The organism is Microbispora triticiradicis (genome assembly GCF_005864065.1).
GTDB lineage: Bacteria > Actinomycetota > Actinomycetes > Streptosporangiales > Streptosporangiaceae > Microbispora > Microbispora triticiradicis.
The window spans coordinates 166,932-184,378 of record NZ_VANP01000008.1; the positions used below are offsets into that span (position 1 = coordinate 166,932).

20 protein-coding genes and 1 tRNA gene are annotated in these 17,447 nt (G+C 71.1%); 9 read left to right on the forward strand and 12 right to left on the reverse strand.

The features are described from left to right. Positions 1-40: 40 nt before the first annotated feature. The 8 genes from sepX to galU form a co-directional block, all read right to left on the reverse strand. A complete protein-coding gene (gene sepX / locus FED44_RS21590; RefSeq protein WP_138461831.1) occupies positions 41-778 on the reverse strand; it encodes a divisome protein SepX/GlpR in 738 nt (245 codons plus the stop codon). A 350-nt stretch (positions 779-1,128) separates the two neighbouring features. Further along, complete coding sequence (locus FED44_RS21595) at positions 1,129-1,695, reverse strand: hypothetical protein (RefSeq protein WP_138461832.1); 567 nt, start codon at positions 1,693-1,695, stop codon at positions 1,129-1,131. Between the two features lie 20 nt (positions 1,696-1,715). After that, positions 1,716-2,285: a hypothetical protein gene (locus FED44_RS21600; protein WP_138461833.1), complete on the reverse strand. Its 570-nt coding sequence runs from the start codon at positions 2,283-2,285 to the stop codon at positions 1,716-1,718. Positions 2,286-2,398: 113 nt separating this feature from the next. Continuing rightward, positions 2,399-3,040, reverse strand: a complete 642-nt coding sequence (locus FED44_RS21605) for a GNAT family N-acetyltransferase (protein ID WP_111701422.1) — start codon at positions 3,038-3,040, stop codon at positions 2,399-2,401. Positions 3,041-3,101: 61 nt separating this feature from the next. Next, on the reverse strand, positions 3,102-3,632 hold the full coding sequence (locus tag FED44_RS21610; RefSeq protein ID WP_138461960.1) for a MogA/MoaB family molybdenum cofactor biosynthesis protein: 531 nt from the start codon (positions 3,630-3,632) through the stop codon (positions 3,102-3,104). Next, positions 3,586-4,122 carry a cyclic pyranopterin monophosphate synthase MoaC gene (gene moaC, locus FED44_RS21615; RefSeq protein WP_262367129.1) on the reverse strand — a complete coding sequence of 179 codons (537 nt, stop codon included), beginning with the start codon at positions 4,120-4,122 and terminating at the stop codon, positions 3,586-3,588. The genes FED44_RS21610 and moaC overlap by 47 nt, the downstream gene beginning before the upstream one ends. Continuing rightward, the gene (gene glp, locus FED44_RS21620; RefSeq protein WP_138461834.1) at positions 4,119-5,303 is read right to left on the reverse strand and encodes a molybdotransferase-like divisome protein Glp; all 1,185 of its coding nucleotides are present in this window, start codon (positions 5,301-5,303) and stop codon (positions 4,119-4,121) included. The genes moaC and glp overlap by 4 nt, the downstream gene beginning before the upstream one ends. 5 nt (positions 5,304-5,308) lie before the next feature. After that, on the reverse strand, positions 5,309-6,214 hold the full coding sequence (galU, locus tag FED44_RS21625) for a UTP--glucose-1-phosphate uridylyltransferase GalU (protein WP_111701425.1): 906 nt from the start codon (positions 6,212-6,214) through the stop codon (positions 5,309-5,311). A 24-nt stretch (positions 6,215-6,238) separates the two neighbouring features. On the opposite strand from galU, the gene FED44_RS21630 reads away from it, so the two are divergent. The 5 genes from FED44_RS21630 to FED44_RS21650 all read left to right on the forward strand — a co-directional run bounded on the left by FED44_RS21630 (position 6,239) and on the right by FED44_RS21650 (position 10,303). Further along, positions 6,239-6,814 carry a 5-formyltetrahydrofolate cyclo-ligase gene (locus FED44_RS21630; protein WP_138461835.1) on the forward strand — a complete coding sequence of 192 codons (576 nt, stop codon included), beginning with the start codon at positions 6,239-6,241 and terminating at the stop codon, positions 6,812-6,814. 31 nt (positions 6,815-6,845) lie between these two features. Beyond that, on the forward strand, positions 6,846-8,351 hold the full coding sequence (locus tag FED44_RS21635) for a potassium/proton antiporter (protein ID WP_244302131.1): 1,506 nt from the start codon (positions 6,846-6,848) through the stop codon (positions 8,349-8,351). A gap of 128 nt (positions 8,352-8,479) precedes the next feature. Next, entirely contained in the window at positions 8,480-8,821 is a 342-nt protein-coding gene (locus FED44_RS21640) for an FmdB family zinc ribbon protein (protein ID WP_138461836.1), read from the forward strand. A 71-nt stretch (positions 8,822-8,892) separates the two neighbouring features. After that, positions 8,893-9,696 carry an S-methyl-5'-thioadenosine phosphorylase gene (locus FED44_RS21645; RefSeq protein ID WP_138461837.1) on the forward strand — a complete coding sequence of 268 codons (804 nt, stop codon included), beginning with the start codon at positions 8,893-8,895 and terminating at the stop codon, positions 9,694-9,696. A 13-nt stretch (positions 9,697-9,709) separates the two neighbouring features. Next, positions 9,710-10,303, forward strand: a complete 594-nt coding sequence (locus FED44_RS21650) for an SAF domain-containing protein (protein ID WP_138461838.1) — start codon at positions 9,710-9,712, stop codon at positions 10,301-10,303. A gap of 13 nt (positions 10,304-10,316) precedes the next feature. Here the strand turns inward: FED44_RS21650 and FED44_RS21655 are convergent, their stop codons facing one another. Next, positions 10,317-11,432, reverse strand: coding sequence for a D-alanyl-D-alanine carboxypeptidase family protein (locus FED44_RS21655; protein ID WP_138461839.1), 1,116 nt, complete (start codon positions 11,430-11,432; stop codon positions 10,317-10,319). A gap of 137 nt (positions 11,433-11,569) precedes the next feature. Beyond that, complete coding sequence (locus FED44_RS21660) at positions 11,570-12,085, reverse strand: hypothetical protein (protein ID WP_138461840.1); 516 nt, start codon at positions 12,083-12,085, stop codon at positions 11,570-11,572. A gap of 156 nt (positions 12,086-12,241) precedes the next feature. Here FED44_RS21660 and FED44_RS21665 point away from each other — a divergent pair. Beyond that, positions 12,242-12,314, forward strand: a tRNA-Arg gene (locus tag FED44_RS21665). 604 nt (positions 12,315-12,918) lie between these two features. On the opposite strand, the gene FED44_RS21670 is transcribed toward FED44_RS21665, so the two are convergent. After that, the gene (locus FED44_RS21670; protein WP_138461841.1) at positions 12,919-13,335 is read right to left on the reverse strand and encodes a hypothetical protein; all 417 of its coding nucleotides are present in this window, start codon (positions 13,333-13,335) and stop codon (positions 12,919-12,921) included. Between the two features lie 167 nt (positions 13,336-13,502). After that, positions 13,503-14,834 (reverse strand): penicillin-binding protein, encoded by a 1,332-nt coding sequence (locus tag FED44_RS21675; protein ID WP_138461842.1) that lies wholly within the window; start codon positions 14,832-14,834, stop codon positions 13,503-13,505. Positions 14,835-14,998: 164 nt separating this feature from the next. On the opposite strand from FED44_RS21675, the gene FED44_RS21680 reads away from it, so the two are divergent. The 3 genes from FED44_RS21680 to FED44_RS21690 are packed head-to-tail and all read left to right on the forward strand — an operon-like array spanning position 14,999 to position 17,438. After that, the gene (locus tag FED44_RS21680; protein WP_138461843.1) at positions 14,999-15,925 is read left to right on the forward strand and encodes an ABC transporter ATP-binding protein; all 927 of its coding nucleotides are present in this window, start codon (positions 14,999-15,001) and stop codon (positions 15,923-15,925) included. Then, the gene (locus FED44_RS21685) at positions 15,922-16,683 is read left to right on the forward strand and encodes an ABC transporter permease (RefSeq protein WP_138461844.1); all 762 of its coding nucleotides are present in this window, start codon (positions 15,922-15,924) and stop codon (positions 16,681-16,683) included. Before FED44_RS21680 ends, FED44_RS21685 begins: the two co-directional genes overlap by 4 nt. Further along, on the forward strand, positions 16,680-17,438 hold the full coding sequence (locus tag FED44_RS21690) for an ABC transporter permease (RefSeq protein WP_167521550.1): 759 nt from the start codon (positions 16,680-16,682) through the stop codon (positions 17,436-17,438). Before FED44_RS21685 ends, FED44_RS21690 begins: the two co-directional genes overlap by 4 nt. The last annotated feature ends 9 nt before the right edge of the window (positions 17,439-17,447 follow it).

Sequence of the window (17,447 nt, forward strand, 5' to 3'; positions counted from 1 at the left end):
ACTAGATTAGCAAACTCCGCGGGGTGTTCGCGCCACCGGATCAGTCTCCGGCCGCGCGCCGCCCGTCGGCGTACTGGTCGAAGACCTGCGAACGCTTGCGCGCCTCGAATTTGATGATCTCCGCCTCGCGGGTCAGGGCGGCCAGCGCGCGGCGGCGCTCCCGCTGCCTGCGCAGGTACGCCGCCCGCGCCCGCGCGGCCTTCTCCCGCTGCTCCCGGTCCGCGCGTACGGCCACGCGCAGCACGGCGAGATAGCCGACGAGGAGCACGCCGGAGGGCGCGACCGCCCACCAGGGCATCACGCGGACGGCCGCGGTGACCACGGAGGCCAGGACGAGCAGAACGCTCCACAAAAGGCGCCTGCGGCGCCGCGCGAGGATCCGGGCGCGGCGATGGGCGGCCATCCTGCGTGCCCGCGCGTGCCTTTCGGCCGCCACCTGGTCCGCGGTGGCCTGGTCCGCGGAGTCGGCCGAAACCGCGGACGCCGAGGCTGCGGAGTCCGGGGACGAGGTGGCCCTTACCGGCGGGGTGACGACCGTGTCGGCGTCGTTCTCCTCGGCGCCGTCCTCGGCGCCCGGAGCGGAACCGTCTTCGGGGTCGGCTTCGAGGTCGGATTCTGGGCCGGCCGAGGCGGCGGGCCGCTCGGACAGCGTGGTCGCCTCCGCCGCCGGGTCCTCGAAAAGGTCGTCGTCGGTGTGCCGGTCGCGGCGCAGCCACATGGGCAGCAGGACGCTGAGCCACATGACGACGATGGCGAGGTAGAGCACGGCGCTACCCACGCGCCCACCTCCGGATCAGCCTCCGGAACGCCGTACGGGCGGGTTTGGGGGCATGGTGAACACGTCCCTGCGCTCGTGTCGTCTGAGAGGTGTTCACGTCACGCACCGTAGGACCGCGTGTCGATGAATGACGAGCATTCGGTCCGGTGTGTCGCGAGATCGTCAAAGCTGTTCATGTAATTCGATCCCGCGGAAGCCGCGTGGTCCCGCACGGACCAGGCGGCCCCCGGGCCGACCGGCCGGGTCGCGGTGGTCCCGCGGCGTACCCGGCCGGCCGTCCCGGCCCGGACGGTCAGTGCCTCAGCCGCACCAGGGCGCTGACGGTACGCGGGCCGGTGCGCTGCGGAAGATCACTCCTCGAAGTACACGGTCGCGGACCGGTACGTGGTCTTGCCGTTCTCGTCCCCGTAGTGCGTACGACCGGTCATGACCTTGCCGGCCCTGGCCTGCCAGGTGTGGCTGCTCTCGGTGTACTGACCGCTCACTTCCCCGTCGATCAGCCTGATCTGCCGCGTGGACCAGTACAGCGCGGCGCTGCGGTACCTCGTCTCGCCGTTCTCGTCCCCCGTGTGCCACCTGCCGACGATCACCTGGTCGTTCGGGGCGCTGTAGTCGGACTTGCTCTCCCGCTGCGGGGAGGTCCAGTCTCCGGCGTGCACCTCGACCTGCAGGCCGTTGATCAGGATCCGGCTGCAGTAGTAGGTGGTCTTGGCGTTCTCGTCCCCGTAGTGCGAACGGCCGGTGAGCACCTGGTTCTGCGGGCAGGTGAACTGGACGCCCGTCCACTCCCACACGGTCTGGCTGAAGACCTGTTCCACCTTGATCGTCACGGCCGCCGAGGCGGGCGAGGCCGAGACGGTGGCGGACAGAGCGGCGGCCGCGGCGACGACGGACAGAGCCTTGCTGAACGTTCTCACAGTCTTCGGTGCCTTTCCTGTCAGCCCGCGACGGTCACGTTGGCGAATCGGTACCAGGTGTTGCCGTTCTCGTCCCCGCTGTGCTTACGGCCGGTCATGACCCCGGTCCCCTGCGCCTGCCAGGTGTGGTTGCTCTCCCGGTACGCGACGCTGATGTCCCCGCTGGTCAGCAGCACCCGCTGGCCCCGCCAGTACACGGTGGCGGTGCGGTACCTCGTGTAGCCGTTCTCGTCGCCTTCGTGCCACCTGCCGACCACGGCCTGGTGGTCGGGAGCGCTGTAGTCGGACTTGCTCTCCTTCTGACGGGAGGTCCAGTCGCCGATGTACACCCGGGCCTGCTCGCCCTCGATGAGGATGAAGCCGCAGGAGTAGCTGGTGGGGGCGTTCTCGTCGCCGTAGTGCGAGCGGGCGGTGAGAACCATGTTCGTCGGGCAGGTGAACGGGTCGATCCACTCCCGCACGGTCTCGCTGTGGGCGGTCACGATCTCGATCCGCACCGGCGCGGCGGACGCGGGTGCGGGAGCCGCCGCGCTCATGGCCGCCATGGCGGTCAGAGCGGCCGCCGCGGTGGATAACGCCTTTTTCCTCATACGGATGTCTCCCCGTGATGCGGTTTCGCTTACGGCCACGAAGCATCACGGGGCCCACTGGTGATCCACTTGTGTCTCGGTTGAGATGGCGGCGAGGCACACCCGCCGACGCCCTAACCGGGGCTGGGCTCGCTGCGGCGGGCGGCCGAGTTCATCGTGCGGCGCCACTGCACGAGCAGCCCGCGGGGCACGTCCTCCACGGTCAGCGCGTAGCAGATGTGGTCGCGCCAGGCGCCGTCGATGTGCAGCTGACGCCGGCGGATGCCCTCCTCGCGGAAGCCGAGCTTCTCCACGACCCGGCGGCTGGCCTGGTTCTCCGGCCGGATGTTGGCCTCCAGACGGTGTAAACCGGTGGTGAAGAAGCAGTGGTCCACGGCCATGGCGAGCGCGGTCGGGATGATGCCCCGCCCGGCCAGCCGGCCGTCCACCCAGTAGCCCACCTGGGCGGAACGGGCCGATCCCCACACGATCGCCCCCACGGTGAGCTGCCCGGCGAACCGCCCTTCGTACGTGACGACCCAGGGCATGGCCATCCCCTGGCGGGCCTCGCGGCGCAGCGTGCCGACCATCGAGACGTACGGCCCGAGACCGGTGCGGAACAGCGGGGTCTCCGGGTTGCTCGGCTCCCACGGGCGGAGCCACTCGGCGTTGCGCAGCCGGGTGTCGCGCCAGTCACGGACGTCACGCAGGCGCAGCGGCCGCAGCCCCACGGGTCCCTCGGTCAGGGACACCGGCCAGCCGCGAAGTCGATCCATCCGTCAATCATCCACCGGAGAACGGTCAACGCGCCACGTGGGGGCGCCCGGCATCGAGCGGTCAGCGAACATGGTCGCCGCCGCGGATCTGGTCCACCACATGGGCCAGGATCGGGGCCAGCACGGCCATGCCGTCCCGTACGCCGCCGGACGACCCCGGGAGGTTGACCACCAGCGTCCGGCCCGCCTGCCCGGCGAGGCCGCGGGACAGGATCGACGTCGGCACCTTCTCGCGGTTCACCTGCCGTACGGCCTCGGCGATGCCGGGGATCTCCCGGTCCAGGACGCGGCGGGTCATCTCGGGCGTGAGGTCGAGGGGTGTGACGCCGGTGCCGCCGGTGGTCACGATCACGTCGTACCCCTCGCCGACTCCCTCGCGCAGCGCCGCCTCGACGGGCTCGCCGTCCGGGACCACCCGCGGGCCGTCCACCGGGTCGCAGCCCGCCTCCTTGAGGAGCGAGGCCAGCAGCGGCCCGGAACGGTCCTCGTACACGCCCGCGGACGCCCGGTTGGAGACGGTCACCACCAGCGCGCGCACGCCGCCCTCACCTCCGATCGCGAGCGCCGGGAGCGCCGTGAGCGCCGGGAACATCGCGGGCGTCACGGACGTCGCCGGCGTCGCGGTCCCAGTGGCCCGTCTTGCCGCCCGTCTTCTCCTCCACCCGGACGCCGGTGATCACCGCCGCCGGGTCCACCGCCTTGATCATGTCGACCAGGGCGAGCGCCGCGACGGTGACGGCCGTGAGGGCCTCCATCTCGACGCCCGTGCGGTCGGCCGTACGGACCCGGGCGGTGATCTCCACGCCCTCGTCCACGACGGACAGGTCGACCTTGACGCCGGTCAGGGCGATCGGGTGGCAGAGCGGCACCAGGTCGGGGGTGCGCTTGGCCCCCATGATCCCGGCGATGCGCGCCACCCCCAGCGCGTCGCCCTTGGGCACGTCTCCCGCACGCAGCACCGTCACCGCCTCCGGCGACAGCAGGACGCGGCCGGTCGCGACGGCCGTACGGGCGGTCACGTCCTTCTCGGAGACGTCGACCATCCGGGCGGCGCCGGTCTCGTCGACGTGGGTCAGCTTCACAGCGGGATCACCTCCACCTCGGCGCCCTCGGGCAGCGAGGTCGCGTCCTCCGGAACCACGATCAGCGCGTTCGCCGCGGCCAGCGCGGCCAGTTGGTGCGAGCCCTGGCCGGTGACCGGCGCGACGGTCCGCCCGGTCAGCACGGCCCGCAGATAGGACCGCTTTCCGGCGGGCGACCGCAGCGGCGCCGTCACGGTGGCCCGCACGGCCTCCGGCGGCCCCGCCGGGAGGCCCTGCATGGCCCGCAGGGCCGGCCTCACGAAGAGCACGAACGACACGAACGACGACACGGGGTTGCCGGGCAGCGTGAAGATCGGCACGCGGTCGGGCCCGACGACGCCGAAGCCCTGCGGCATCCCCGGCTGCATCGCGACCTTCTCGAAGGCCACCGTGCCCAGCGGCGAGAGGGCCTCCTTGACCGGCTCGTACGCCCCCATCGAGACGCCGCCGCTGGTGATCACGGCGTCGGCCCGCAGGAGCTGGGCGTCCAGGACGTCCAGGAACTCCTTGGGGTCGTCGGAGACCGAACCGGCCCGGAACGCCTCCGCTCCGGCCTCCCGTACGGCGGCCGTCAGCATGAAGCTGTTGGACTCCCAGATCTGGCCCGCGCCCAGCGGGGTGCCGGGCTCGGCGAGCTCGGCACCCGTGGACAGCACGACGACCCTCGGCCGGGGCCGCACCCGCACCCGCCGCCGGCCGGCTCCGGCGAGGATCCCGACCTGGGCGGCGCCGATCCGGGCGCCCTCGCGGAGCACCGTCTCCCCCGCGAGGACGTCCTCGCCCGCCCGCCGGATCGCGTTGCCCGGCGGGGCCGGCCTGTCGATCCGTACGCGGGCGGTGCCGCCGTCCGTCCACTCGACCGGGACGACGGCGTCGGCCCCGGCCGGCATCGGCGCGCCGGTCATGACGCGGGCGACCAGGCCGGGCCCGACGGCGTTCAGCCCGCCGTCGCCCGCCGCCACGTCCCCGATCACGGGCAGCGTGACGGGCGCCCCCGCGACGTCCTCGGCCCGTACGGCGTAGCCGTCCATCGCCGAGTTGTCGAACGGCGGCAGCGGCACGGGCGAGACGACGTCCTCGGCCAGCACGGCGCCGAGGGCGGCGTCGATCTCGACCTCCAGCGGGGCGAGCGGGCGCACCACCGCGAGGATGTCGGCGAGATGGCGGTCGACGGGCTTCATGTCGCTCAGGACTCGATCGTGTCGAGGAACTGCCGGAGCCAGGGCAGGAACTCGGGCGCGAGATCGCCCCGGTTCGCGGCGAACTGCACCACGGTCTGGAGATATTCCAGCTTGTTGCCGGTGTCGTAACGGCGGCCCCGGAACAGCACGCCGTGCACCGGCCCGCCCTCGCCGGGGGCCGTCGCGGCCAGCGTGCGCAGCGCGTCGGTGAGCTGGATCTCGCCGCCACGCCCCGGCGGGGTCCGCTCCAGCACCTCGAACACGGCCGGGTCGATCACGTACCGGCCGATGATCGCCCAATTCGAGGGGGCCTCGTCGGCCGGGGGCTTCTCCACGAGGTCGGTGACGCGGACGACGTCGTCCTCGTCGGTCGGCTCGATGGCGGCGGCGCCGTACAGGGAGACGTGCTCGCGCGGCACCTCCATCAGCGCGACGACGCTGCCTCCGTACGTCGCGCGCACCTCGATCATGCGCCTGAGCAGCGGGTCGCGGGGGTCGATGAGGTCGTCGCCGAGCAGGCAGGCGAACGGCTCGTCGCCGACGTGCTGCTTGGCGCACAGGACGGCGTGGCCGAGGCCCTTCGGCTCGCCCTGCCGCACGTAGTGCATGGTGGCGAGGTCCACCGGCTCCTTCACCTGGTTGAGCCGCTCCTCGTCGCCCTTGGCGCGCAGCGCGTCCTCAAGCTCGTACGCTACGTCGAAGTGATCCTCGATCGAACGCTTGTTGCGGCCGGTCACCATCAGGACATCGAGCAGCCCGGCGGAGACGGCCTCCTCCACCACATACTGGATGGCCGGTTTGTCGACGATGGGCAGCATCTCCTTGGGGGTCGCCTTCGTCGCGGGAAGGAAACGGGTGCCCAGACCCGCGGCGGGCACAACGGCTTTGGTCACGGGATCGAAGTCAGCCATGGTTGAACACTAACGGAGCGGGCTGTGGACAAGCTGAACCTGCGTCGCCGTATCCTCCGCGACCGGTCGGAGCTCGACGAACGCACGTTGCGCGCGTCCTCGGCCGCGATCCGTGAGACGCTCCTCGACCAGCCGTGGGCGCAGATGGCCGGGCTCGTCGCCTGCTACTGGTCGATCGGGGCCGAACCGTCCACGCACGGGCTGATCCTGGCCATGTGGAAGCACGGCGCGACCGTGATCCTGCCGGTGCAGCGGCCCGACGGCGAGCTCGACTGGGCGGTGTACGACGGCCCGGACTCGCTCGCCCTGGGGCCGTACGGGGTGATGGAGCCGGTCGACGTCCGGCGCGGGGTGGACGCGATCAGGACGGCCGCGCTGGTCCTCGTCCCCGCCCTCGCCGTCGACCGGGTGACGGGCGTACGGCTCGGCCGGGGCGGCGGCTTCTACGACCGGGCGCTGACCCGCGTCGGGCCGAACGTGCCGACGGTGGCGCTGTTGCACGAGGGCGAGCTGATCGAGGGCGTTCCCGCGGAGCCGCATGATCAGCATGTACGGTTCGCTGCCCTTCCAAGCGGAATCGTCCGGTTGGTGCAGATGTGACAAGATTGACGCAGGCGCGGCGAAGGGAGCGGTGGGTCTGAACGTCTGGCTGCTGCTGTCCGCCGCCGTCGTCATCGCGGCCATCGCGTCCGTACGGATCGCGCACCGCACCGGCCTGCCCACCCTGCTCATCTACCTCTGCCTCGGCCTGCTGCTCGGCGAGCGCGGCCTCGGCGGCATCCACTTCGACAACGCGCACCTCGCCCAGGAACTCGGCCTGATCGCACTCGCGGTGATCCTCGCCGAAGGCGGCCTGACCACCAACTGGAGTCACGTACGCGACGCCGTGCCGAGCGCGCTCGTGCTCGCCACGGTGGGCATCGCGGTCAGCGTCGCCGTGCTCGCCGCGACCGTCGCACCCCTGCTCGGCCTGGACTGGCGGTCGGCGTTCCTGCTCGGCGCCGTGCTGGCCTCCACTGACGCGGCGGCCGTGTTCTCGGTGCTGCGGCGGCTGCCGCTGCCACCTCGGCTCGCCGGGATCCTGGAGGCCGAGTCGGGCTTCAACGACGCGCCCACCGTCATCCTCGTGATGACACTGAGCGTGGGTTCGACGCTGACGCTCTCGCTGCCGGCCACCCTGCTGGACACCGCCGCCGAACTCGCCATCGGCGCGATCGTGGGCCTCGCGGTCGGCCCCGCCGGGGCGTACGCGCTGCGCCGGGTGGCCCTGCCCGCCTCCGGCCTCTATCCGATCGCGGTGCTGGCGCTGGCGTTCGTCGCCTACAGCGGGGCGGCGCTCCTGCACGGCAGCGGCTTCCTCGCGGTGTACGTCGCGACGCTGATCCTCGGCAACGCCCGCCTTCCCCACCGCGCCGCGACCCGCGGCTTCGCGGAGGGCGCGGCGTGGCTCGCCCAGATCGGGCTGTTCGTGATGCTCGGCATCCTGGCCGACCCCGCGGAACTGCCCGTCGTGATCGTGCCCGCCCTGGTGTCGGGGGTGCTGCTGGTCCTGGTCGCCCGGCCGGCGTCGGTCCTGGTGTCCAGCGCGGTCGTGTGGCTGCTGCGCCTCGGCTCGATGCCGTGGCGCGAACAGATCTTCCTGTCGTGGGCCGGGCTGCGCGGCGCGGTGCCGATCGTGCTCGCCACGATCCCCTGGAGCGCGGGGGTGCCGGGGGCGAAGGGCCTGTTCAACGACGTCTTCGTCATCGTCATCGTGTTCACGCTCCTGCAGGGGCCGACGCTGCCGTACCTCGCGCGGGTGCTCGGCCTGGCCGCCGAGGGCGAGGCGCGCGACCTCGACGTGGAGGCCGCGCCGCTGGAGGAGCTGAAGGCCGACCTGCTGCAGGTCCGCATCCCGCGCGGGTCCCTCATGCACGGCGTGGAGATCTTCGAGCTGCGGCTGCCGACCGACACCATGGTCACCCTCGTCGTACGGAACGGGCGGTCGTTCGTGCCCGGGCCGACGACCCAGCTTCTGGTGGGCGATCAGCTTCTCGTCGTCACCACGGCCGCGCAGCGGGAGACGGTCGAACGCCGCCTGCGCGCGGTCAGCCGCAAGGGCAAGCTGGCCGGCTGGTACGGCGAACGCGGCGGCTGACCTGCTGTAGGGGTTGTGGGCGAACGGGACACCGGGGGGCAATAAACCGGGCTGGAGTGGCGTTTGCGCTTCTTGACTGACTACCATTAGCAGTCGACCCGGTCGAGTGCCAGTCTCAGGAGGAGCGAGTGCCCACCTACCAGTACGCCTGTACCGCTTGCGGGGAGCAGCTGGAGGCCGTTCAGAAGTTCTCTGACGACCCGCTCACGGAGTGCCCGGCCTGCCAGGGCAAGCTGCGCAAGGTGTTCTCCGCCGTCGGCATCGTGTTCAAGGGCTCCGGCTTCTACCGGACCGACAGCCGTTCGTCGAGCTCGTCGACGACCACGTCGACCACGACGACGCCGTCGAAGTCCGCCGACTCCGCCGGCTCGGGGAGCTCCAACGGCTCCGGCGATTCCGGGAAGAAGGAGACCGCCTCGACCAGCACGTCGACGAGCACCTCCTCGTCGGGATCGACCGCCGCCGCCTGAGGTTCCGAGGTTGTCCACAGGGGCCGCCGGACCGCGCCGGAGGCACGGCGCCGTTCGCTAGGGTCGGCCCCATGGTCAATCGCGCAGACATCGGGGTCATCGGCGGATCCGGGCTCTACTCCCTGCTGGAGGACGCCCACGAGGTCGACGTGACGACGCCGTACGGCCCGCCCAGTGACTCGATCTCCGTGGGCCGCATCGGCGGCAGATCCGTCGCGTTCATCCCGCGGCACGGCCGCGGCCACACATACCCTCCGCACCGCATCCCCTTCCGGGCGAACATGTGGGCCCTGCGGTCACTCGGCGTCCGGCAGATCCTCGCGCCCAGCGCGGTCGGGTCCCTGCGCCCCGAGATCGGCCCGGGCGCCCTCGTGATCCCCGACCAGATCGTGGACCGCACCCAGGGACGCGAGCAGACCTTCTTCGACGCGGGCGCCGTCCACGTGTCGTTCGCCGACCCCTACTGCCCCTCCGGCCGGGCCGCCGCGACAGCCACGGCACGCGAGGCAGGCTGGGACACGGTCGACGGCGGCACGCTGGTCGTGATCCAGGGCCCCCGCTTCTCCACCCGCGCCGAGTCGCAGTGGTACGCGGGCGCGGGCTGGTCGATCATCGGCATGACCGGGCACCCCGAGGCCGTCCTCGCCCGTGAGCTGGCCCTCTGCTACACGACGCTCTCCCTCGTCACCGACCACGACGCCGGTGTCGAGGCGGGCGAGGGGGTCACCCACGACGAGGTGCTGGCCTTCTTCGCGGCCAACGTGGAGCGGATGCGCACGCTGGTCTCCCAGGTGGTGGAGGCCCTGCCGGAGGAGCGAACCTGCCCCTGCGGCAACGTCCTTGACGGCATCAAGCTCCCGATCGAGCTCCCCTGATGGTCAGGTCGTCATGCGCGCCCTGAAACGGCTCCCGGTGCGTCGGCGCCGTGCGGCCGCCGCGGTCCTCGCCGGGGTCGCGGCGGCGTGCGCGCTGTCGGCCGTACGGGCGCCGGGGGGCGTGGAGGTTCTCGCCGCCGCCCGCGACCTCGCCGGAGGCAGGCTCGCCGCCTCCGATGTCATGGTCGTACGGCTGCCGCCCGACGCCGTGCCCGCCGGGGCGTACGCGGCCGGCTCCCCGGTGACCGGCAGGGTGGTCGCGGGCCCACTGCGCCGGGGTGAGCCGCTCACCGACGCGCGCCTCCTCGGCCCGGGCCTGTTCCGGTTCTCCGGATCACCGGAGTCGGTCGCGACGCCGGTTCGGATCGCGGACCCGGGCGCCGCCCGCCTGCTGTCACCAGGGGATGTGATCGACGTCCTGGCGGCCTACGAGGACGGCCCCTTCGAGGCCCGGACGGTCGCCCAGGAAGTGCGGGTGATCGCCCGGCCGCCCGGTTCCACGGACGGCGGCGGACTGCTGGTGCTGGCCACGACTCCCGCCCAGGCCGCCGGGCTCGCCCAGGCCCAGGCGCAGGGCAGGCTCTCGGTGACCATCCACCCCCGCTAGGTTCACCGCGTCGCTAAGGCAGCAGCGAGCCGAGCTTGGGGTCGTACTCCCAGTGCCACGGCTCGAAGGGGCTGTGGTAGGCCCAGTCGGGGTGGAACCAGCCGTACTTCTTGCCGTTGGCCTCAAGCCAGTTGAACTGGGCGGACCGGAAGCTCTGCACGCCGCCGCAGAGGTCGACGGCGAGGCCGAGCCCGTGGTTGCTCTTGCCCGGCGTGGCCGCGAACCCGGGCCGCCGGTAGTAGACGGCCTGCTGCTCGCCGAGGCTGCGGTAGCTGTCGGAGATGCACATCGGCGTGCCGAAGCGCTTCTTGTAGGCGATGTTGAGGTCGGCGAAGGCGATCGCCGCGTCCGCGCGCAGGGTCTCCCCGCGCTGCGGGAGCGGGCACAGGATGTTCTTGGGGAGAAGGCCGTTCGGATACTGCTCCGCCTGGGCGATCCGGGTGGGATCGCAGCCGCCCGCACCCTCCGTCCCCTGGCCGATCTTCACGCCCAGTTTGACCAGTGCCTTGGTCAGCGACCGGACCAGGGTCGTGGAGCGCTTGCGCATGAGGGTGACCTGCGCGCTGAGCTGCGCCTCCTGGAGAAGGCTGGCCGCGCGCAGCTCCTGCGCCTCCTGCGCGAGCCGCTGCTGACCTTCGAGCAGCTTCGACGCCTCGCTGAGGACGGTGTTGTGCCCGGCGACCAGATGCTGCATGTCGCTCATCCTGCGCAGAATGGCCGTGCCGTCCCCGCCGGCGATGAACGGGCTGAGGCCCCCGACCGAGGGGTCCTGGTAGAGCGACGCCGCCAGGTCGGACAACGGCTTGCGCAGCCTGTTGAGCTCGGCCGTGGCCTGCTGGAGACTGGTGAGCTTGCTCGCGAGCTCCTTCTCCACCCCCGCGAACTTCTTCTGCCGCGCCACCAGCGCCCGGTTCGCGTCCTCGATCGACTTGTAGGCCTTCTGGGCCTCACGCCGCAGCTCCGTCAGGGACGTGGGCTCCTTGCCGCCCGCCCACACGGCGGCGTCCGTACGGGCACTCGCGCCGGCCGTCATGGGCACCGAGGCAGCCGCGGCCGTTCCGGTCGTCGAGGCCAGCGAAGTCATCACCGTGACGACCGCGATCAGCCCGGCCGACCGAGGAGATGACACGCTCGACTCCCCCGTTTGCGAACTCGTGACCTGGGTCAGGGACGCACGTTACTACAGCGTCCGGTGGGCCGGTGCCCTGGTTCGCTCAAGCGCTATCGACCGATCACGTCGCGTTTGCGCCTTTCCAGCTCATGCGCCTACTGCCCGCCGCCCTCCCTGCAGGCGTCCCAGAGCCACGTGCCCTCCCACTCCGGAGCACAGGCCGGGCGCTCCTCCCGGGGTTCCTTGATGGGCCGCCTCTTCTCCTTCTCCGGGGCACTCCGGGGGACGGCCTTCCAGACCCGCCCCACAACCGGCGCGGGAACAGCGGGAAGCCGCACCAGCCCCTCATAGCGGCGCGCCGGCCCGTACGGCTCCGGCACCGGTGTCGGGTCCAGCACCGTTTCTGCCGTCTGCGCGGCCCGGCCGGTGTCCGCGAACGGCCGCGCTCCCGACGGCGCCTCCGCGGACAGCCCCGGCCCAGCACTCCGTACGCCCCCGACAGGATCGGTGGGCACGCCCTTGGCCTCATCCGCCAGGCTGCTCCGCGTATGTTCCCCGTAGCCCGCGAGATCGGCCACGAGCAGGCCCGAAGCCAGGATCGACGGCGCGATCATCGCCGCGACGAGCGTCATCGATCGCCGCCGCAGGGATCCGCGTCGCATTACGGTCACAGGCAGCGACGGTAAGGAGCCTCCCTGGTGCAAGCGGGCCGAGTTGCCATGCCTTTACCCCAGGTCGGCCGACCGATGACCACCGACTTCTCCACCGCACCCCCGGGTGGAGGCGCGAGCGCCCCAACCTTTCGCTAGGCTTACTACCGCACACTTGCCTCCGTAGCTCAGGGGATAGAGCACCGCTCTCCTAAAGCGGGTGCCGCAGGTTCGAATCCTGCCGGGGGCACTCTTCGATCAGGCCTAACAGGCTCCCACCTGGGGCAGAGCGAGACGGCGGCGTCCCGCAGGTCCATATGGCCGCGCGGCTAGAGGGGACGTCGCCTGCTCCGGCCGGAATGCGATCGCTCTCGCCTTCTGCCAGATGTGGGAGTTGGCCGAGGCGGTGTAGGGGCCGCCCTTGGCGGTGCGGAACAGTCGGCCATCGTCGGCAAGGCCGTACCGCTTGATGTGCTCTCTCAGGATCGCCTGCAGGACCGGCGGAATGGGGATCGGCCGCGTCTCGCGCTCGGCGCGGTGCTTCAGGCCGCGCTCGTCGTGCACCTCCCCCAGTTGGTATAGCGCTCGTTCGCCTGTGGCCGAGCCTTCTCCAGCGTCAGCATGCCCCACCAGCCCTCTCGGGCAACTGGCAGTTCTCCCGCCAAAGGCCCGCGGCCTCCTCAGGGCAAAGCACGGCGTAGTACATGCAGGCGCCCAGGGCCATCATGCGCGGCCCCGTGAGCGGCCGACGTAGGTAACCGCGGCGAGTAGCGCCCCCGCCTGGCGAGGGTTGGCCGGGCAGCTCCCCTTGCCGGCTCAACATTAAGGACCGACCGGCTTCCTCGCGCCCCTGCTCATGCTGTGACCTCGATATCCATTGACAGGCACCAGGTGAGGTCCTCAGTACCGCCTTTGGCCAGCCACTTGCGGACCATGGCCTGGAACGTCTCCAGGTCGTCGTTCCAACTCGGGATTTCGATCCGGAAGGCGGCGATCTTCAGGTTATCTCCGCGATACCTGATGATGAGAGAACGGTCATCCCACCGGATCACCTCCGATCGCATGGCAGGGCACCCGCGCACTCGCAGCATGCCGCCGAGCCCCAGGACGAACCGCCGGCCATCGAGCAGTTCGACCATCACATCGGCGTCCTTCCCATGACCGAATAGAACGATCTCCGAAAGGCGTTCTCCTGCCAGCGGCAGATCCATCCAGGTCGGGTCCGGGTTCTCGCGTATGGCCCGACGAATGGTGCGGACGTAGCCGGTCACGGTCGGATCGTATCCGTGCTGTCACTCTTCGTCTCTGAAGTTGTGTTTCCGGTTTCCCACGACGTCGTAGGCGCCATCATGTGCCGACTCGCCCGTGACCGCGAGTGCCTGGGCGACACAAACTTCTCCCGGTTTGTCGCTGTTCCGCAGCATGCCCCGGGTGGCGGTCAGTTCGGGCAGGCGTCGTGGCAGCCGCCGAAGCGCCCGATGTCCGGGCGGGTGAAGCGGGTCTCCCGCGTCCCCCGCGTCGCCTCGGTCATCGCCTGCTTCCAGATCAGGCCGGGAACCGACGTACCGTCCACCTGTCGATAGTGGTGGCCGCCCATGGTGACGTCGACCAGGGGGTACCGGTAAGCACCGCGAGGGTCGCCGAGGCTGACGGCCGCGGCCAGATCAGGGGTGTAACCGGCGTACCAGGCGGAGCGGTGCGCGTCGCCCTCGCCGGGCATGCCCGCCGCCTCGCGGCCGATGCCCTTGAGCCTGCTCTTCGCCAGGACATCCGACAGCACCCCGGTGACCGCGTCGGCGACGGCCGGGTCCAGGACCTCCCGGCACTGCGGCGGGAAGGAACGCGTGGTGCCCGAGCCGTCACGGATCTCCGTGATCACCATAGGCTCGCAGAAGCGGCCACGGGCGGCGAGGCTGGCGTAGGAGTTGGCCACCGAGACGGGGTCGGCCTCGGTGGGACCCAGCGTGAACGTCTCTATCTCCCGGAGCGGTTTTCCGTCGGCGCTCCTGAGCCCGAGCCCTTCGGCCATCCTGACGGTCTCGCACAGGCCGACCTTCTCCTGCACGCGCATGTAGAAGGTGTTGACCGCGCCTCGTGTGCCCGACCGCAGGGTGACGAACCGCTTCCCGCCCTTCTCCCGATTGTGGATGACGACAGTCGGTTCGGCGGCACCCTGGCCCGCGCAGTTCTTGACCGTCGCGTAGCCCTGGGCCTGGTACTCGTCGGAGACGGCGAAGCCGTCGCCGTACCGCATGCCGGCGGCGAGCGCCGCGGCCAGGGTGTAGGGCATCGAAGTTGTGCCCTGCTGGAAGGCAGGCCCGTCGCCGTAGTCATGGCTGGCGGCCATGGCCCTGATGGCGCCTTCGCCCGGCACGATCATCACCTGCGTGGCGAGCTGTGGGTCGTCGCGGTCGACGTACGTGTCGACGGCCTGCTGGGCCGCCCGCTGGAGCCGCTGGTCGATCGTCGTACGGATCGTCAGGCTGTCGTGAGTGAGCAGCCGCGGGTCCTCGGCGAGAAGCCGCTCGCCGACGTACCGGCAGAGGTAGGGGTACGCGCTGCCCGCGCAGTCGCCGGAGAACTCCTCGATGACGGCGCCCTCGGCATCGAGGAGCACGCTCTTCCGGGTCACGGGTGAGGCCGCCGCCGTGACGCCGGAGTCTGAGGCGACGGGCTCCCGGCCGCTGTCCTCCGAGCTTCGCAACAACAGGAGGACCGCGGCGAACGCGCCCACCGCGGCGACGCACAGGAAAATCAGCAATGCCTTCATGGTTGCCCTTCGGCGCCTCACCCTTTGTATGGATCATCGGGGAATGGCACGGCTCGGACAACCGGGAATGACGACGGCGGCCTTCCGGACGGCACCCTCGGCAAGGGCGCGAAGTTGTGAATTGCTCACTGTTTCCGCCGCCGCCCCTGGCCAAGGATCGAGGCGTGGCAGCGATTCAGGTGAACCACCTCAGCAAGAGCTACGGCAGTTTCCAGGCGGTCGACGACATCTCGTTCGAGGTCGAGGCGGGTACGGTCTTCGCCCTGCTCGGCCGCAACGGCGCGGGCAAGACCACGACGATCGAGTTGCTCACCGGCTTCCAGAAGCCGGACAGTGGTTCGGTCAGGGTGCTGGGCCTCGACCCGATCAGGGACCGCGCCCAGGTGCGCGGCAACGTCGGCATCATGCTGCAGGAGGCCGGGTTCTTCCCCGACCTGACGGCCGGGCAGACGGTCGAGATCTGGCGTGACTTCACCCCCGCCGCGCGCCCCGCGAGCGAGGCGCTGGAGCTGGCGGGCCTGACGGCGAAGGCGAAGACGAAGGTGCGGCAGCTGTCCGGCGGTGAGAAACGCCGCCTGGACCTGGCGCTGGCCCTGCTGGGCCGGCCCGATGTGCTGTTCCTGGACGAGCCGACGACCGGCATGGATCCCGAGGCCCGCCGCAACATCTGGGAGGTCGTCCGCGACCTCGCCGCCCGGGGTACGACCGTGCTGCTGACCACTCACTACCTGGAGGAGGCCCAGCAACTCGCGACGAACCTGGCCATCATGGACAGGGGTCAGATCGTCGTCGGCGGCGACATGGCCGAGACGCTGGCCGCGCGGGTGGGGCGGGTCTCGTTCGAGCTGCCTTCCGTGATTCAGCCCGGGGAGCTGCCGCTGCCCGCGACTATGCGGGGCAGACTCGCCATGGTCCAGGCCGCCGATCCCGACCTGGCCGCCCAGACGTTGCTGGGCTGGGCGAGCGAACGCGGCCTGCGCCTGCGCGGCCTGGAAGTCCGTACGGCCTCGCTGGAAGACCTGTTCCTGGAGCTGGCCCAAAACGGCGAAATGGCCCAGAACGGCACGCCTGACCGAGGCGACCACCGGTGACGCCCGTGCGTGACGTGCTGGCCGTGGCGCGGCTGGGTGGGCGGCTCTTCTGGCGCGACGGACGGGCCGTCGGCGGCGTCGCGGTGCTCGGCGTCTGCCTGGGCGCGGGCCTGCCGTTGCTGATCGCCGCCGCGCTCAAGAACCGCGACGTGGAGGTGGTGCTCGGCATGCATCTCGGCATGCTCGCCACGCTCCTGACCATCGTCGCGACCACCCAGACGGCCGTGACGCTGTCGGCCAGGCGGGAGTCGCTGGTTCTCAAGCGGCTACGCGCCTCGGGCCTGCGCGGGCGGGCCATCGTCGGCGGCGAACTGGTCAACATGGTGACGCAGGCCGCTCTCCTGTCGGCCCTCGTCTCGGTGATCCTCTACACCTTCACCTACCTGCCGCCACCCGAGCTGCCGCTGCTGTTCGCGGCGTGCGTCGTCGTGGTGGCCGGGGTGCTGGCGCTGATCGGCGTCGTCTTCTCGATCGTGACCCGCCGCCCCGACCTGAACGCCCCCGCCACGATCCCGTTCCTGCTGGCCAGTGCGCTCGGGGCCGGAGCGTACGGGCCGTTCGTCACCGGCCTCCTCCCCGGCTGGGTCCGGTGGGCACTCGACCTCCTGCCGACCGGAGCGATGGTCGAGATCGCCGGGCTCGCCTACAGGGGCGGCGAGCTCGCGACGCTGACCGGGCCCGTCCTGAACCTGACCGTCTGGGCCCTCCTCGCCCTGGTCGCCGTCCGCTTCCTCTTCCGATGGGATCCACGCCGATGAGCCTCACGGCCACCTACAAGCTGAGCGCCCGGCTGTTCTGGCGCGACAAGGGCACGCTGCCCGCCTCCGTGATCACCCCGCTGGGGCTGGCCATCGGGATGCCGACGCTGATGCGCAACGTCACGGCCGGCGGCGTCACGGCCGCGGCGCAGATGTTCGTGGGGACGCTCGCGCTCATCCTGTCGGGGACCGCGTTCCTGAACATCACCGTCGCCCTGACCATGCGGCGCGACCAGCTCCTGCTCAAACGGCTGCGCGCCACCCGGCTCACCGACCGGCAGATCCTCCTCGGCGAGGTCGCGAACACCGTCACGCAGACGGTCTTCCTCATGATCGTCTCAGCCGTGGCCGTACACCTCCTGGCCGATGTGCCGCTGCCGAGGAATCCGGTGCTCTTCGCGGTGTTCGCGGTCGCCGGTTCGGCGGTGATGGCGACGCTGGGGGTGGCGTGGACGGCGGCGATCCCGCGCGGGGAGCTCGCGGCGCCCATGACGCTGCCTTTCTTCTTCCTGGCCGGCCTCGCGTCCGGGGCGATGGGCTCGATCGTGGACCTGCTGCCCTCCTGGCTGCACCCGTTCCTCGCCGCCCTGCCCACCAGCGCGGTGGTGGACGCGGTCCGCGCCTCCTATGGGCCGGGCACGTTCGGCTCCGACCTGGCGGCGGCAGCCGTACCGGCTCTGGTCCTGGCGGTGTGGGCGGGGGTCGCGCTGCTCTCGATCAGGAGGTGGTTCCGCTGGGAGACCCGGAAGTCATAATGGGCCGGT

Coding starts and splice junctions, on each gene's coding strand:
- FED44_RS21600 (WP_138461833.1), bottom strand. CDS start 2,285: ATGAGGAAAAAGGCGTTATCCACCGCGGCGGCCGCTCTGACCGCCATG.
- FED44_RS21605 (WP_111701422.1), bottom strand. CDS start 3,040: ATGGATCGACTTCGCGGCTGGCCGGTGTCCCTGACCGAGGGACCCGTG.
- FED44_RS21610 (WP_138461960.1), bottom strand. CDS start 3,632: ATGTTCCCGGCGCTCACGGCGCTCCCGGCGCTCGCGATCGGAGGTGAG.
- glp (WP_138461834.1), bottom strand. CDS start 5,303: ATGAAGCCCGTCGACCGCCATCTCGCCGACATCCTCGCGGTGGTGCGC.
- galU (WP_111701425.1), bottom strand. CDS start 6,214: ATGGCTGACTTCGATCCCGTGACCAAAGCCGTTGTGCCCGCCGCGGGT.
- FED44_RS21645 (WP_138461837.1), top strand. CDS start 8,893: ATGGTCAATCGCGCAGACATCGGGGTCATCGGCGGATCCGGGCTCTAC.
- FED44_RS21650 (WP_138461838.1), top strand. CDS start 9,710: ATGCGCGCCCTGAAACGGCTCCCGGTGCGTCGGCGCCGTGCGGCCGCC.
- FED44_RS21675 (WP_138461842.1), bottom strand. CDS start 14,834: ATGAAGGCATTGCTGATTTTCCTGTGCGTCGCCGCGGTGGGCGCGTTC.
- FED44_RS21690 (WP_167521550.1), top strand. CDS start 16,680: ATGAGCCTCACGGCCACCTACAAGCTGAGCGCCCGGCTGTTCTGGCGC.